The 15,270-nt window shown below is 71.6% G+C and carries 15 protein-coding genes and 1 pseudogene; 10 read left to right on the top strand and 6 right to left on the bottom strand.

Annotated features, from left to right (window positions below; genetic code table 11):
- Nucleotides 1-6: 6 nt before the first annotated feature.
- Complete coding sequence (locus ACFWVP_RS16735) at nucleotides 7-1,638, bottom strand: carboxyl transferase domain-containing protein (RefSeq protein ID WP_384497285.1); 1,632 nt, start codon at nucleotides 1,636-1,638, stop codon at nucleotides 7-9.
- A 177-nt stretch (nucleotides 1,639-1,815) separates the two neighbouring features.
- On the opposite strand from ACFWVP_RS16735, the gene ACFWVP_RS16740 reads away from it, so the two are divergent.
- From ACFWVP_RS16740 to ACFWVP_RS16760, 5 genes are all read left to right on the top strand, one after another.
- Entirely contained in the window at nucleotides 1,816-2,460 is a 645-nt protein-coding gene (locus ACFWVP_RS16740) for a TetR/AcrR family transcriptional regulator (protein ID WP_384497287.1), read from the top strand.
- 47 nt (nucleotides 2,461-2,507) lie between these two features.
- On the top strand, nucleotides 2,508-2,834 hold the full coding sequence (locus tag ACFWVP_RS16745) for an AarF/UbiB family protein (protein WP_384497289.1): 327 nt from the start codon (nucleotides 2,508-2,510) through the stop codon (nucleotides 2,832-2,834).
- A 162-nt stretch (nucleotides 2,835-2,996) separates the two neighbouring features.
- Complete coding sequence (locus ACFWVP_RS16750; protein WP_384497290.1) at nucleotides 2,997-3,776, top strand: phosphatase; 780 nt, start codon at nucleotides 2,997-2,999, stop codon at nucleotides 3,774-3,776.
- A gap of 373 nt (nucleotides 3,777-4,149) precedes the next feature.
- The gene (locus ACFWVP_RS16755) at nucleotides 4,150-4,389 is read left to right on the top strand and encodes a hypothetical protein (protein ID WP_384497292.1); all 240 of its coding nucleotides are present in this window, start codon (nucleotides 4,150-4,152) and stop codon (nucleotides 4,387-4,389) included.
- Nucleotides 4,390-4,400: 11 nt separating this feature from the next.
- Nucleotides 4,401-4,556: a hypothetical protein gene (locus ACFWVP_RS16760; RefSeq protein ID WP_384497294.1), complete on the top strand. Its 156-nt coding sequence runs from the start codon at nucleotides 4,401-4,403 to the stop codon at nucleotides 4,554-4,556.
- Nucleotides 4,557-4,700: 144 nt separating this feature from the next.
- On the opposite strand, the gene ACFWVP_RS16765 is transcribed toward ACFWVP_RS16760, so the two are convergent.
- The 3 genes from ACFWVP_RS16765 to ACFWVP_RS16775 are packed head-to-tail and all read right to left on the bottom strand — an operon-like array spanning nucleotide 4,701 to nucleotide 7,778.
- Nucleotides 4,701-5,657: a cation diffusion facilitator family transporter gene (locus ACFWVP_RS16765; protein ID WP_384497295.1), complete on the bottom strand. Its 957-nt coding sequence runs from the start codon at nucleotides 5,655-5,657 to the stop codon at nucleotides 4,701-4,703.
- A 28-nt stretch (nucleotides 5,658-5,685) separates the two neighbouring features.
- Nucleotides 5,686-6,600 (bottom strand): acyl-CoA thioesterase, encoded by a 915-nt coding sequence (locus tag ACFWVP_RS16770; RefSeq protein WP_384497297.1) that lies wholly within the window; start codon nucleotides 6,598-6,600, stop codon nucleotides 5,686-5,688.
- Between the two features lie 20 nt (nucleotides 6,601-6,620).
- A complete protein-coding gene (locus tag ACFWVP_RS16775) occupies nucleotides 6,621-7,778 on the bottom strand; it encodes an acyl-CoA dehydrogenase family protein (RefSeq protein ID WP_031092198.1) in 1,158 nt (385 codons plus the stop codon).
- 280 nt (nucleotides 7,779-8,058) lie between these two features.
- Here ACFWVP_RS16775 and ACFWVP_RS16780 point away from each other — a divergent pair, with 280 nt between their 5' ends.
- The gene (locus ACFWVP_RS16780) at nucleotides 8,059-8,514 is read left to right on the top strand and encodes an Asp23/Gls24 family envelope stress response protein (RefSeq protein WP_384497299.1); all 456 of its coding nucleotides are present in this window, start codon (nucleotides 8,059-8,061) and stop codon (nucleotides 8,512-8,514) included.
- Between the two features lie 121 nt (nucleotides 8,515-8,635).
- Here the strand turns inward: ACFWVP_RS16780 and ACFWVP_RS16785 are convergent, their stop codons facing one another.
- Nucleotides 8,636-9,037, bottom strand: a complete 402-nt coding sequence (locus ACFWVP_RS16785) for a peptidase inhibitor family I36 protein (RefSeq protein WP_384497301.1) — start codon at nucleotides 9,035-9,037, stop codon at nucleotides 8,636-8,638.
- A 266-nt stretch (nucleotides 9,038-9,303) separates the two neighbouring features.
- Here ACFWVP_RS16785 and ACFWVP_RS16790 point away from each other — a divergent pair, with 266 nt between their 5' ends.
- Entirely contained in the window at nucleotides 9,304-9,624 is a 321-nt protein-coding gene (locus tag ACFWVP_RS16790) for a DUF5713 family protein (RefSeq protein WP_384497407.1), read from the top strand.
- A gap of 18 nt (nucleotides 9,625-9,642) precedes the next feature.
- On the opposite strand, the gene ACFWVP_RS16795 is transcribed toward ACFWVP_RS16790, so the two are convergent.
- Entirely contained in the window at nucleotides 9,643-10,074 is a 432-nt protein-coding gene (locus ACFWVP_RS16795) for a RidA family protein (protein ID WP_384497303.1), read from the bottom strand.
- Between the two features lie 657 nt (nucleotides 10,075-10,731).
- On the opposite strand from ACFWVP_RS16795, the pseudogene ACFWVP_RS16800 reads away from it, so the two are divergent.
- From ACFWVP_RS16800 to ACFWVP_RS16810, 3 genes and pseudogenes are all read left to right on the top strand, one after another.
- Nucleotides 10,732-10,911, top strand: a pseudogene (locus tag ACFWVP_RS16800) (hypothetical protein); the annotation flags it as partial.
- A 156-nt stretch (nucleotides 10,912-11,067) separates the two neighbouring features.
- Entirely contained in the window at nucleotides 11,068-12,003 is a 936-nt protein-coding gene (locus ACFWVP_RS16805; RefSeq protein ID WP_384497305.1) for an SDR family oxidoreductase, read from the top strand.
- A 259-nt stretch (nucleotides 12,004-12,262) separates the two neighbouring features.
- Entirely contained in the window at nucleotides 12,263-15,154 is a 2,892-nt protein-coding gene (locus ACFWVP_RS16810; protein ID WP_384497307.1) for a BTAD domain-containing putative transcriptional regulator, read from the top strand.
- Nucleotides 15,155-15,270 lie beyond the last annotated feature (116 nt).

Here is a 15,270-nt window from a genome sequence, read left to right on the forward strand (position 1 = left end):
CTCACATCACATCCGGAAGACGCCGAAGCCCGGGCCGTTGGGATCCTTCTGGGGCAGCGGGGCGTTGGCACAGGCCGTCAGGGCGAGCCCCAGCACCTGGCGGGTCTCCATCGGGTCGATCACACCGTCGTCCCAGAGCCGGGCGGTGGCGTAGTAGGCGCTGCCCTGCTGCTCGTACTGCGCGCGGACCGGATCCTTGAAGGCCTCCTCGTCCTCGGCGGGCCACTGCTCGCCGCGCCCCTCGATCTGGTCCCGCTTGACCGTGGCCAGCACCGAGGCCGCCTGCTCGCCGCCCATGACGGAGATCTTGGCGTTGGGCCACATCCACAGGAAGCGCGGTGAATAGGCCCGGCCGCACATGGAGTAGTTGCCCGCGCCGTACGAACCGCCGACGACGACGGTCAGCTTCGGCACCCGGGTGCAGGCCACGGCCGTCACCATCTTGGCGCCGTGCTTGGCGATGCCACCCGCCTCGTAGTCCCGGCCGACCATGAAGCCGGAGATGTTCTGCAGGAACACCAGGGGGATGCCGCGCTGGTCGCACAGCTCGATGAAGTGGGCGCCCTTCTGGGCGGACTCGGAGAACAGGATCCCGTTGTTGGCGACGATGCCGACCGGATGCCCGTGGATCCGCGCGAAGCCCGTGATCAGCGTCTGGCCGTACTCCGCCTTGAACTCGGCGAACCGCGAGCCGTCCACCACACGGGCGATCACCTCGCGCACGTCGTACGGTGTCCGCGAATCGACGGGCACCGCCCCGTACAGCCCGGCGGGATCGGCCTTCGGCTCGTCCACCGGCTCCACGGACCAGGGGAGCGCCCCGCGGTCCGGGAGCGTCGCCACGATGTTCCGGACGATCCGCAGCGCGTGCGCGTCGTCCTCGGCGAGGTGGTCGGTGACCCCGGAGGTACGCGAGTGGACCTCGCCGCCGCCGAGCTCCTCCGCCGTGACGACCTCACCGGTGGCGGCCTTCACCAGCGGCGGGCCGCCCAGGAAGATCGTCCCCTGGTTCCGGACGATGACCGCCTCGTCGCTCATCGCCGGGACGTACGCCCCACCGGCCGTGCAGGAACCCAGCACCGCCGCGATCTGCGGGACACCCGCCCCGGACATCCGCGCCTGGTTGTAGAAGATGCGCCCGAAGTGGTCCCGGTCGGGGAACACCTCGTCCTGCATCGGCAGGAACGCGCCCCCGGAGTCCACCAGGTACAGACAGGGCAGCCGGTTCTCCAGGGCCACCTCCTGGGCGCGCAGGTGCTTCTTCACCGTCATCGGGTAGTACGTGCCGCCCTTGACGGTCGCGTCATTGGCGACGATCACGCACTCGCGCCCACTGACCCGTCCGATTCCGGCGATCACCCCGGCAGCCGGGGCGGCGCCCCCGTACAGCCCCTCGGCCGCCAGCGGGGCGAGCTCCAGGAAGGGCGAACCCGGGTCCAGCAGCGTGTCCACCCGCTCCCTGGGCAGCAGCTTGCCGCGCGCCACATGCCGGGCGCGGGCCTTCTCACCCCCGCCGAGCCGTGCCGTGGCGAGCCGCGTACGCAGCTCCTCGGCGAGCGCGTGATGCGCCGCCTCGTTGGCCTGCCAGGCCTCCGAGGCGGGATCGGCCGCGCTCACCAGGACCGGTGCCTGCTGCATCCTGTCGAGCCCCCTTGCCCGTACCGCATGAGTCACGGTGTCCTCCGCGACGGAGCGCGGGCTTCGGATGTCCCGCTCCTCCGCTTGTGGCATCGTCGCGGGGGACACCGTTAATGAGCGTTAACACATTGCGACCAGGTTAACGAGCGCTAACCCGCCTGTCTAGAATGAATCTTCATGAGCACCAATGCCGTCGACCGCAACGCAGCCCGTGCCGTCTCCCGTGTCGCGGCTCCCACCCGCCGTGAGCAGATCCTCCGGGAGGCCGCACGGCTCTTCGCCGAGCGTGGCTTCCACGGGGTCGGGGTCGACGAGATAGGGGCGGCGGTCGGCATCAGCGGCCCCGGCCTCTACCGCCATTTCCCCGGCAAGGACGCGATGCTGGCCGAGCTGCTCGTCGGAATCAGCGAGCGGCTGCTCGAGGGCGGCCGGCTCCGCGTCACCGAGGACGCCGACTCCCCGGCCAGCTCCCCCCAGGCCCTCCTGGACGCCCTCATCGAGGGCCACATCGACTTCGCCCTGGACGACCGCCCCCTGATCACCCTCCACGACCGTGAGCTGGACCGCCTGCGCGACACCGACCGCAAGCGGGTCCGCAGGCTCCAGCGGGAGTACGTCGAGGTCTGGGTCGAGGTCGTCCGCGCCCGCTACCCGGCCCTCGCGGAGAACGAGGCCCGGGTCACCGTGCACGCCGTCTTCGGTCTGCTCAACTCGACCCCGCACCTCGCCCGCCCCGAAGCCCTCCCCGGCCGCGAGGCCACGGCCGCCCTGCTCCACCGCCTCGCCCGCGGCGCCTTCGACGCGGCGGCCGCCCCCAACTGACCTGGGCTGTTGGGTGCTGGGAGCCTGCGGACCGAAAAGTGGGTGATATGCCCGTTTTTCGCGTCGCCGGCCTCCCAGCGACCGTCCTTACAGCGGGAACAGCCTTCCACGAGCTCGAACCCGTGCTGGAGCGGAGCCTCGGCCCGGACTGGAAGCGGTACCTCGACGACATCGACACCGAACGCCCGCTCGGCACGGCATCGGTGGCGCAGGTGTACCGCGTCACCCTGCACGACGGGTCACCGGGCGCGATCAAGGTGCAGCGGCCCCGGAATCCGCGAGACCGTCCTCTCGGACACGGCACTGCTGCGCCGTGCGGCCTGCCGGCCCTCGGGGCCATGGCGGTGTACCTCGACCACCGCCGCAGGCGCTGATCCCGGTACGGTCCACGTCCGGCGGGCCGTCGGCGGGCACGACCCCGCGGCAGGTACGGGGGGCATCCGGCGGGCCCTGGTGGTGGCCGGCGGATCCGGGGGGGGGTGTCCGACGGTCAAGACCACCGGCACACTGCGCGTTCCTCACGGCACAATGGGTTCATGCCGATACCCAGCCGCGCCGCACTCGTCGAGCACCTCGTCCGCACACGTATCGCGGGCGATGTCGCCACTCCCCGCGACAACAACCTCTCGCACTACCGCAAGCTCGCCAACGGTGACCGCCACTACTGGCTGGGGCTGGAGCTCGGTGACCGCTGGCGCGACGAGCAGGACGTGCTCGCCGTGATGGCCGAGCGGTGCGGGGTCAACGACGACCCGGAGCACCGGCAAGGGCAGGACACCATCGACCCGGAGCTGACGGTCGACGCCCTGGACCGGATGGCGGCCCGGCTGCGGAAGGCCGCGGCGGACGGGGAGCGGGTGCTGTTCGCGACCGGGCACCCGGGCGGGCTGCTCGACGTGCACCGGCAGACGGCCGACGCGCTGCGGAGGGCCGGGTGCGAGATCGTCCGGATCCCCGGGGGCCTCATGGCGGACGAGGGAATGGTCTTCCAGTTCGCGGACGTGGCCGTGCTGGAGCGGGGCGCGACCCTGTGGCACACGCACTCGCCGGTGCCGATGGCCGCGATCCTGGACGGCCTGGAGCGTGAGGGCCGGCCGCAGCCGGACCTGGTCGTGGCGGACCACGGGTGGGCCGGGTGCGCCGGGCAGCGCGGGCTCGACTCCATCGGCTACGCGGACTGCAACGACCCCGCGCTGTTCCTGGGCGAGGCGGAGGGCACCCTCCAGGTCACCGTGCCGCTGGACGACCACGTCACCGACCCCCGGTTCTACGACCCGATGACGGACTACCTGCTGGACGCGGCCGGACTGCTCTGACCCGCCCTCACCGCCTGCACGGCTGACCGCTCTGACCCGACCTGCCGGCTGGACACCGCCCCACCGCTTTGATCCGTCGGCCCGCCGGACGCCGCCGGACCGCTCTGACCCGATCTACCCGCCGGACGCCGCCGGACCGCTCTGATCCGTGGACCGGGCGTAGCGGGCCGCCAGTCCCGCAGGTGGGCGACGAGTTCGGGCGGCTCGGTCACGGTGAAGTCGAAGCCGAGCATGCCCAGATGCACGGCGAGGCTGTCCAGCGAGCCGGCCCCGGTGTCCAGTACGCACGTCGCCCCGTCGACAGCCTCCACCGAACCCACCGCGGGATGACGCGCTCCAGCACCGCGTCCGCGGGCACCGTCACCCCTGCCCGGTGGCGCCAGGCCGCGGCCGACGCCTTGCCCGCGACGTCCGCGGCCGCGTCGCCCTGCGGGTCCGCGCGCGGGGCGACGCGGGGGCCCGCGCGCGGGGCGACGCGGGGGCCCGCAGGGGTGCGCGGCGTTATCCGGTCCGTGCGGAAGGTCCGCCAGTCGTCCCGGTCGACGTCAAGGAGTGGACGGACACCGCGAGCGAACTCCCCGAGGACGCGGTGGACCCCGCGACACCCTGCTGACCAACATCAGCGTGTACTGGTTCACCGGTACGGCGGGCTCCTCGGCCCACCTCTACCACGAGACGGCCCACGACCCGAGCACCTGGGCACCCAGGGAACGCGGCACCGTACCCACCGCGGTCGCCGTCGCCCTGCCCTCCGACGTGGCGATCCGCCGCTTCGCCTAGCGCGACCACCACGTGGTGCGCTGGACCGAGTTCGAGCGCGGCGGCAACTTCCTCTCCCTGGAGCAGCCGGAGCTTCTGATCGGTGACGTACGGGAGCTCTTCGCGAGCCTGAACTGACTTCCCGCGGTACGTGGAGGGGGCCGGCTAGTCACCCGCGGCCCGGCGCCGTTGGCCGAGGCCCGGTGTCGGGTCGAGGTAGACCCGGCGGATCGAGGGGTAGCGCTCCCGCAGCTGCTGCTCGGCCTCCTCGCACGCCCACTCGACCTGCTCCGCGCTCGCCACGTCCCGGAAGTCGATCTTCGCCGCGATCAGGGTCTCGGCCGGGCCCTGGATGAGCGTCGTCAGCTCCAGTACGCCGATGATGTGAGGGACGGAGAGCAGCTCCTCACGCACCCCGGCCCGCATCGCCTCCGGCAGCGGGCGTCCGATCAGGAGCTGGGCGTTGGACCGGCCGAGCACCCAGGCCACGTACACCAGCAGGACCCCGATGAGGACGGAAGCGATGCCGTCCCACACCCCGGAACCGGACAGCTGACCGCCGAGCAGTCCGCCGGTGGCCAGCAGCAGTCCGATGAGGGCGGCCGAGTCCTCCATCACCACGGCCTTGACGGCGGTGTCGGAGGTGCGGCGCAGATAGAGCGGCGCACCCACGCCCAGCCCGGCCGCCGCGCGCCGCACCTGCCGGACCCCCGTGCGCAGCGAGTAGCCCTCCAGCAGGAACGCGACACCGAGCACGAGGTACGAGACGAGCGGGTCGCCGAGTTCCTCCCCCCGCGTCAGGGTGTGGATTCCGTCGTACAGCGAGAAGACCGCGCCGCCGACGAAGGTCGCGACGGAGGCGAGCATCGCCCAGATGTACCGCTCGGCGCCGTACCCGAGGGGGTGCTCCTCGTCGGCGGGTTTCCCGCTGCGTCTGAGCGCGGTCAGCAGCATGACCTCGGTGACGGTGTCGGCGACCGAGTGCGCGGCCTCCGAGAGCATCGCGCTCGAACCGCTGATCAGGCCCGCCACCAGCTTCGCCGCGGCGATGCCGAGGTTGGCGGCGGCGGCGACGACGACGGTGAACGTGGACTCCCCGCCCGTGCTCTTCTCGTCACTCATGGTGGGGAGTATGTCCGTATACGGGGCTTCAGTCCCGCGGGACGCGGACCACACCCTCCTGGATGACCGTGATGGCCAGCTGTCCGTCCGCCGTGTAGATCCTCGCCTGGCCGAGACCGCGCCCGCCCGACGCCGAGGGTGACTCCTGGTCGTACAGCAGCCATTCGTCCGCCCGGAAGGGCCGGTGGAACCACATCGCGTGGTCCAGGCTGGCCCCCACCACGTCACCGACGGCCCAGCCGCCGCGCCCGTGGGCGAGCAGCACGGAGTCCAGCAGGGTCATGTCGGAGACGTACGTCGCCATGCACACGTGCAGCAGCGGGTCGTCCGCCAGCTTGCCGTGCGTCCGGAACCAGACCTGGGAGCGCGGCTCGCGCGGTTCACCGGCGGTGGCGAACGGCGGGGCGTCCACGTACCGCAGATCGACGGCGGCCCGCGCCTCCAGCAGCCGGTCCACCATGCGCGGATCGGCGAAGCGGTCCGCGTACCTGGGCAGCATCTCCGCGGCGGTGGGCAGCGTCTCCGGGTCCGGGGCGTACGGCATGGGCGCCTGGTGGTCCATGCCCTCCTCGTGCACCTGGAAGGACGCCGAGAGGTGGAAGATCGGCTTGCCGTGCTGGACCGCGACGACCCGGCGGGTGGTGAAGGACCGCCCGTCCCGGATGCGGTCCACGGTGTAGACGATCGGCGCGCCGGGGTCCCCGGGGCGCAGGAAGTACGCGTGCAGGGAGTGGGCCGACGGCGTCTGCCCGGCCCCGGGTGCTCCGGACGCGCCGGGGGCTGAGGACGGGACCGTGCGGCCCGCGGCGACCAGGGCCTGTGCCGCGACCTGGCCGCCGAAGACCCGGGGCACGACCGCGCTGCGGCTCATGCCCCGGAAGATGTCCTGCTCGATCCGCTCCAGGTCGAGCAGATCGAGCAGGGATTCAAGTGCTGCGCTCATGGAGGAGAACGTAGCCGCTCTTACAGGCCCATGGACTTGGCGATGATCGACTTCATGACCTCGCTGGTGCCGCCGTAGATGCGGTTGACCCGGTTGTCCGTGTAGAGACGGGCGATCGGGTACTCGTTCATGAAGCCGTAGCCGCCGTGCAGCTGGAGGCAGCGGTCGATCACGCGGTGCGCGACCTCGGTGCAGAACAGCTTCGCGGAGGCGGCCTCGGCGGGGGTGAGCTCACCGGCGTCCAGGGCCTCGATCGCGCGGTCGCAGACGGCCTCGGCCGCGTCGACCTCGGCCTTGCAGGCGGCCAGCTCGAACTTGGTGTTCTGGAAGGACGCGACGGTCTTGCCGAAGACCGTGCGGTCCTGCGTGTACTGCTGGGCGAACCGCACGGCGGCGGCGGCCTGCGCGTACGCGCCGACGGCGATGCCCAGGCGCTCCTGCGGGAGGTTCTGGCCGAGGTAGGAGAAGCCCTTGTTCTCCTCGCCCAGCAGGTCGTCGACGGGCACCTTGACGTCGACGAAGGCCAGCTCGGCGGTGTCGGAGACCTTCAGGCCCAGCTTGTCGAGCTTGCGGCCGACCGAGTAGCCCTCGGACTTGGTGTCGACGACCAGGAGCGAGATGCCGTGGCGGCGGTCGTCGGCCTTGGGGGCGTCGGTACGGGCGCAGACGATGACCTTGTCGGCGTGCACACCACCGGTGATGAACGTCTTCGCGCCGTTGAGGACGTAGTGCGTGCCGTCCTCGGAGAGCTTGGCCGTCGTCTTCATGCCGGCCAGGTCCGAACCGGTGCCCGGCTCGGTCATGGCTATCGCGTACATGCTCTTGCCGCTCACGAAGTCGGGCAGCCAGCGCTTCTTCTGCTCCTCGGTGGCGTACGCCTTGAGGTACGGCAGGCAGAGCAGCACGTGGACCCCGGAGCCGCCGAAGGAGATGCCCGCGCGCGCGGTCTCCTCGTAGAGGACCGCTTCGAACTTGAAGGACTCCTCGCCCGCGCCGCCGTACTCCTCCGGCACCTCGATGCCGAAGATGCCAAGCTCGGCGAGCTTGTAGTAGAAGTCGCGAGGCGCCTGACCCGCCGCGAACCACTCGTCGTAGACGGGGACGACCTCGGCCTCGATGAAGGCGCGGATGGTCTCCCGGAACGCCTCGTGGTCCTCGTTGTAAACCGTACGGCGCACGGGGTGCCTCCTCAGTGAGCTTCAGCAGCGGGCGGGGTCTGGCTAAGCGCTTGCTCAGTCCTGGTCAAAAGTTACCCGGGGGTCACGGTGGCTGTCCAGGGTGATACGCAGCACGCCCGCCCCCGCCTCTCGCTCCGGCGGCCGCGTCCGTGGCGGAGAGTGCCCGGGGCGAGCGCTGCGTATACCCCGATGGCGGTGGCTGGAGGGCGGGCGCACAGTGAAATGAGGAGCCGGCGAGGAGGAGAGCCGCCTCGCCGCAACGACCCTCTGTGAGGCAGCCATGGTTGATGTCGAGTCCCTGGGCGGGAGTTCAACGACAGGCAGGAACGGGGGAGGCGCCGTGCGCGGCAGGACCACGATCGCGGACAACGTGGTGGCCACCATCGCCGGAATCGCCATCCGTGAAACGGACGGCGTGCATTCGGTGGGCCGGGGCGCGTCCAAGGCGCTGGGCGCTGTCGCGGGGCGGATGCCCGGGTCCTCCGGCGGTGAGCGCTCCGTCAAGGTGGAAGTGGGCAAGAAGCAGACGGCGATCGATGTCGACGTCAAGGTCGACTACGGCATACCGATCCATGATCTCGCCGACCGGATCAGGACCCGCGTCACGGACGCGGTGGAGACGATGACCGGTCTGGAGGTCGTCGAGATCAACATCACCGTCTTCGACGTCCACGTCCCGGGCGAGGACGACGACGATGACGACGACCGCCCGGCGGCGCCCGCGCGAGTGCAGTGAGCGGTGCCGTTGCGCAGAGCCTGGGCCCCGCACCGGCGCGCGCCGGTGGGGCGTGTGCCGGGCGTGCGGGGTCGGCGTGGGACCGGGCCCTCGGCGAACCGGGGGCCCGTGCGACCGGGCCCTACTGGGGCTTGAACGAGCGGATCTGGTAGTTGCCCTGGAGGTTGCCGCCCTGCCCGGCCTGCGTGGAGCCGACCCGTGAGTTGAAGTTCGTCTGCGTGTAGTACTGCACGCGGTGTTCGGTCTTGTTCCACACGGACAGGACGTTCCTGCCCTCCCGGATGAACGAGCAGTTGTCGGCGGTGTTCCGCATCTCGGCGGCCGTCCACTGACAGCGGGTCCCCTCGCCGTTCCACCCGTCGAAGGCGCAGAAGTACCCATGCGTGCACCGGGTGAACGCGGCGCTCGGCGCGGCCGCCGCCGAGACGGAGGGCCTGCCGGCGTCGGTGGCCGAAACGGGCCCGGTGCCCAGCCCGAAGGCCAGGACGACGGCGGTGGCGGCGAGAGCGGTGATGCGGTTCACGGTGGAGCCCCTTCGCGTTCGGTGACCGGGCGTCGTGCCCGGTCACCAGCAGCGTGGCACGGCTGTGACCTGCACAGACAGGACCGGAAGGGGGGCGCGCGAGGTCTCCGGAACAGGCGGGGGCGCGCCTGCGTGCCCCGGCGCGCACGTGGCGGGCGCAAGGTGTTCGGCGGTGCGTTCGCACGGTGTTGTCAGTGGTGTGGTGCAGCATCGGGCTGACGGAGCACCGAGCGGAGGGGATCGCCGTGGCGATCACGAACCAGCGCATGACGGAGTACGCGTTCCTGCGGGGGCTGTACACGGACGACTACTTCCCCGATCACGTCGTGGACAAGGGCAAAGCCGTTCTGGTCCGGCTCTGCGAGCGGATCGAGGCCGAACCCCCCGCCGATCTGGCGGCGTTGTACGTGCTGACGACGGCGGCCACCGACGAGTTCAATGTCCTGGAGGCGGAGTTCGAGGCTGCCGGGAGCGAGATCGAGACGGTCGCCCGCGAGGAGATAGCCGAGGACTTCTGGTTCATCGCGACGGCGTACGGGTTCGCGGACGCGGACGTGGAGGAGCTGATCGCGACCAGGGAGTGGTGACGGACGGCGAAAGGGGAATCAGGTCGCGGGGCGCGGCGCCACCTCGTCGAGCACGGCGGCGACGGCTTCGATCTCCACGAGCTGGTCGAGGTAGCCGAGCACGGTGACGCCCAGCAACGTACTCGGGGCGTCATGGTCACCGAACGCCGCCCGGACCACGTCCCAGGCGGCCACCAGGTCCTCGCGCCGCGCGGACGCGACGAGCACCCTCGTACTGACGACGTCCTCCAGGGACGCGCCGGCGGCGGCGAGAGCGGTCCGCATGTTCTCGAACGCCTTCGCCGCCTGGCCCGCGTAGTCCCCGACCGCCGCCGTCGAGCCGTCCTCGTGCAGCGGACACGCCCCGGCGAGGAAGACCAGCCGTGCGTCGGCGGGTGCCGTGGCCGCGTAGGCGTACTCGGCGATGTCGGACAGGTGGGCGGAGCGGATCAGGGTGACGGTTCGGGGCATGGTGTGCGGGTCCTCCTCGGGGTAAGTGTCCTTATCCTCACAAGAGTTCGCCGTTGCCGCCCTGCCATTTCGGTCGGACCCACATCGCACGCCCCTGACCTGCGGAAACACTCCGCCTTGGCATGCTCAGGGCGTTGAGCGGACGGCTCACAGCGGGTCGGTGTGAGTGGATGGACGCCGGACAGGGGATTACCGCGAGGCGATGCGCGGGTGCCGCCGAAGATGAGCCAGGGCCCGGGCGAACCGCTCGTGGGCGGGCGCCGGGACCGCGGTGGGGGAGTCCGGCTCGGCCGTCGGTGCGGGGCGCGGGCGCCCCGCGTCGCAGGGTCTCCGACCGGGCGTTCGGCGTGGGCCCCGCGATTGCCGTGGCGGCGGCCCGTATGCCGTCGACGTCCGGCTCCTCCTCCCTCCGACCGGTGAGCAGAGCGGTGGCCCAGCTCTCCGGCAGGCCGTGATCCGCGGCGAGGGCGGTGGCGTGGCTGCCGTCGTCGGCGTACGGGACCGCGTCGAGCGCATCGGCCCAGGCGGTGGCGACTTCCCCGACGTGCTGGTCATCGAGGACGACCGCAACGCGGGCATCGCCGGCGCGCCCCCGGTGAGCCTCACCTCCGGCGGACCTGCGCCGATGGGCCCAGGTCCGCACAGGTCCGCACGGTCGTCCAGCTCGGAATGGCAGTCGAGCTGCTCGGCCACGCGACCGACATGCTGGACGACCGCCAGGTCACCTCCGTTCCGCTCCGCTACGTCGTGGCCCGTATGGCCGAAGCTCTGCGCGACGTGCACCGGATCGCGGAGAGCCGGGGCGCACGCCTGGGCACCGCACCGAGGCGGGAGTAGCGGGCCGGGCGGTGCCTGAGGCTGGTTCGTCGGGGTGTTCCTGTGAGGACCGCGGTAAACGCGACACAAGGTGTCTGGTTTCGGGCCGAGCATGGTGTCACCGGTCCGCGTCGATGACGGACGTGGACCAGGCCGAACGAACAGATGAGGAACTCGATGGGATTCACGCCCGACACATCGGCACCGGACCTGCACGGGAAGATCGCGCTGGTCGCGGGTGCGACACGGGGCGCCGGGCGGGGCATCGCCGTCCAGCTCGGCGCGGCGGGCGCGACGGTCTACGTCACCGGCCGCACGACCCGGGAACGGCGCTCCGAGTACGACCGCTCCGAGACGATCGAGGAGACCGCGGAGCTCGTCACCGCGGCAGGCGGGACCGGCATCGCGGTGCCGACCGACCACTTGGTGCCCGAGCAGGTCCGTGCGCTGGCCGAGCGCATCGACGCCGAGCAGGGGCGGCTCGACGTGCTGGTCAACGATGTCTGGGGCGGGGAACGGTTGTTCGCCTTCGACAAGCCGGTGTGGGAGCACGACCTCGACAACGGGCTGCGTCTGCTCCGACTGGGTGTGGAGACCCACGCGATCACCAGCCACTTCGTGCTGCCCCTGCTGGTGCGTCGACCGGGCGGGCTCGTGGTCGAGATGACGGACGGGACGTCCGCGTACAACGGAACGCGCTACCGCAACTCGTACTTCTACGACCTGGTCAAGAACAGCGTGCTGCGGATGGCGTTCGTGCTGGCACACGAGCTGAAGCCGCACGGCGGGACGGCGGTGGCGCTCACTCCGGGCTGGATGCGTTCGGAGATGATGCTCGACGCGTTCGGTGTCACCGAGGACAACTGGCGCGACGCGTTGACCGAGGTACCGCACTTCTGCGTCTCCGAGAGCCCGTCGTACGTCGGACGCGCGGTCGCGGCGTTGGCCGGCGATGCCGGTGTCGCGAGCCGGAACGGGCAGTCGCTGTCCAGCGGGCAGCTCGCGCAGGAATACGGATTCACCGACCTCGACGGCTCGCGTCCTGACTGCTGGCGCTATCTGGTCGAGGTCGTCGACGCGGGCAAGCCGTCGGACGCGACGGGCTATCGGTGACGGGCACCGCTCACAGGCAGGAGATGACGTCCTCGGCCACGGGGCCGTCCGGTCCTTCGCCGGTCCCCGCTCCACCGAGTGTCATTCGGGCGTGTGGACCGCCTGGAGCGCACCTGGGCCCGTACCGGGGCGCCCGTAGGGGCAGGCTCGGCGCTCCGGGCGCCGTGAATCGGGTGGGGGCCGTCATCCGGATTTCATGTCGAGAGGATTTGAACATCGTTACGCTGCACCGCAGTTGCCGACAACGCGGAGGCCTGCAGTGGCGGAGCCGACATTCGGGGTCCTGGGGCCGCTCCAGGTGAAGGCGCAGGGTGTTCCGGTCCGGATCGGCGGGGCCAAGCCCCGGGCCGTACTGGCGACCCTGCTGCTCCAGCCGAACGGCTTCGTCTCGCTGGATCTGCTGACGGAGGTCCTGTGGCCCGGCGGCGCACCTCGGTCCGCGGTCGCCAATGTGCGCACCTACGTAAGGACGCTGCGGCAGCGGCTTCCCCCTGCCGCCGTCGCGGGCCTGCGTACCGCGCCCTCCGGCTACTCGCTGGACGTCGTACCCGGGGAAGTGGACATGCTGCTCTTCGAGCAGCAGCTCGCGACGGCCCGTGCCGCCCGCGCCCGCGGAGAGGACACCGCCGCACTGCGTGCCTACGAATCGGCCCTGGGGCTGTGGCGCGGCGGGGTGCTCCAGGACGTGCCCTCCAGTGTGGTGTGGGATCCGGCCATTACACGCATGGAGGGGCTGCGGTCGGTCGCGGCGGACGAGTGCCTGGAGTTGCGGCTCCGGCTGGGGGACTACCCCCACCTGGTCTCCGGCCTGAGGTCCCGGCTGACCGAGAGTCCCCTGCGGGAGGACCTGTGGCGGATGCTGGTGCACGCGCTCGACGACGCGGGCCGCAGCGCCGAGGCGCGGTCCGCGTATGCCGAGGCGGAGCGGGTGATCGCCGCCGAGCTCGGGATCGAGCCGAGCGAACAGCTGCGGGCCATCGGCGCCGAGGTCAACGGTTACGCCGGCCGCCACCGTACGGCGATGTTCGTTCCTGTCCGCCAACTGCCGATGGACATACCTGACTTCACCGGCCGCGCCGTCGAGGTCGCCGACCTGGAGCAGCTGCTGTCCACCGCCGGGCGGCAGCCGGTGGTCGCGGCGGTATCGGGTCCGCCGGGTGCCGGCAAGTCCACGCTGGCCGTGCACGTCGCCCACCGGGTGCGTGACGCGTTCCCCGACGGGCAGTTCTACGTCGACCTGGCCGGAACGAGCGAGTGCCCCCGTGAGCCGGCGGAGGCCCTGGCCGAGATGCTGCGTGGCCTGGGCGTCATCGACAGTGCGATACCCGGCGAACCGGGCGAACGCGCCGCGATGTTCCGTGCCCGTCTCGCCCAGCGTCGATTTCTCATCGTGCTCGACGACGCCGTGGACGGCGCACAGGTGAGGCCGCTGCTCCCCGGCACCGGCGGCTCGGCGGTGCTGGTCAGCTCGCGGCGCCGGATGCCCGGCCTGCCCGCGTATGCCTGCGTGCTCGGGCTGATGCGGCACGACGACGCCCGCGCCCTTTTCGAGGCCATTGTCGGCGCGGACCGGCTGCGCCGGGAGGGGGCCGACGCCGACCGTGTCCTCGCCGAGTGCGGATCACTGCCGCTGGCGGTACGGATCGCGGCCGCGCGGCTCGTGAACCGGCCCGGCTGGAGCGTCGGCACGCTGGCCGACTCGCTGCGCGACGAGCGGGGTCGCCTCGGGGCGGTCCGCCCCGGTGAGTTGGAGGTGCGGGCCGGCGTCGAACTCAGCTACCGCCATCTGCCCGAGCCCGCGGCCCTCGCCTTCCGCACCTTCGGCGACCTGTTCGACGACGCGGTCCCTGGCTGGCTCGTCGCCGTCGCGACGGGGTGCGACGGCGAGACCGCGGGAGGTCTGGAGACCCTGTTGGACGAACACCTCGTCGAAGTCGTGGGCAGGGATCGTTTCGGGCTGAACCGCTACCGCATGCACGATCTGCTGCGGTCCTACGCCCGGGAACTGACCCTGACGGGCGATCAGAACATACGGCTGCGTCGCCGTCTCCACGTCATAGACGCGCTCATCGCCCTCGCCCGCTCCGCCAACGCCGCCATGCCCACCCGCTTCCTCGGTGTGCTGGGCGAGCCCGACATGCGGGGCCTGCCCGACGGACCGGCGCACGCTGTCGCCCTCACGGTGCGCGCCCGTCCCGTGGACTGGTTCGAGAGCGAGCACCGCAACCTCGTCGCCGCCGTCGACGCGGCCGTCCGGCTCGGGCGGACCGACCGGGCCGCCGACCTGGCGATCGAACTGGCGGGCTTCTTCGACATGCGCGGCTACTACGGGGACTGGCTGCGGACCCACCGGCTCGTGCTCGACGCCATGCCCCGTCACGACGACGTCAGGGCGGCGGCTCTGCTGCGCAACCTCGGCCAGCTCCATCTCTACCAGGACCGGTACGCGGACGCGCTCGTCTCCTTCGACCGGTCCAGGGCGCTCTTCGCCGAGCTCGGCCACCGGACGGGAGAGGCGGTCGCCGCGGTGGGGTCCGGCTCGGTCCACCGGGTCATGGGTGAACTCGGTACCGCGCTGGAGACGTTCACCGCCGCGCTCCAGGAATTCGCCGCAGCCGGCGACCGGCACGGGGAGGCGGTGGCACGCAACGCGATCGCCTCCGTCTGGCTGGAACGCAAGGACCCGGAGACCGCGGCCGGCTGGCTGAGCGGGGCCCTGGAGCTGTCCCGTGCCGACGGGGACCGGCACCGCGAGGCCCAGGTGCGCCGCAGGGTCGCCGTACTGCACGAACTGCGTGGCGAATCGCAGTCGGCGCGTGGCGAGCTGGAGCGCGCCCTCGGCATCTTCGACGAGCTGGCCGATCTGCACTGCGCCGCATACGTGCAGCAGAGCATCGCGGAACTGTGCCTGCGACAGGGCGACGCCGGTGAGGCGTCGGCGCTGTTGATCGGGGCACTCGCCGTCCAGCAGCAGCTCGGGGACCGCCGCGCCGAGGCACGAGTGGCCGGCCTGCTCGGTGAGTTGCACGACGCGACCGGCCGCAAGCAGACCGCGCGGCACTACTTCCACCGCTCCCTCGCGACCTGGCGCCGCCTGGGCCTGCCCGACGAGGCCGGACGGGTGGACGCCAAGCTCCGCTCGATGCGCTGAGCGGCGAATACGGGGAGCCGGAGCCGAGGCCGCCTTCGCCACCGACACGGTCGGCGAGTCCGCCCGCGCCGCGGTCGCCGGTCTCGCCGACGGCCGGGTCGCGGTCATCGAGAACC

The organism is Streptomyces sp. NPDC058637 (assembly GCF_042717325.1).
In the GTDB taxonomy this organism is placed as follows: Bacteria; Actinomycetota; Actinomycetes; order Streptomycetales; family Streptomycetaceae; genus Streptomyces.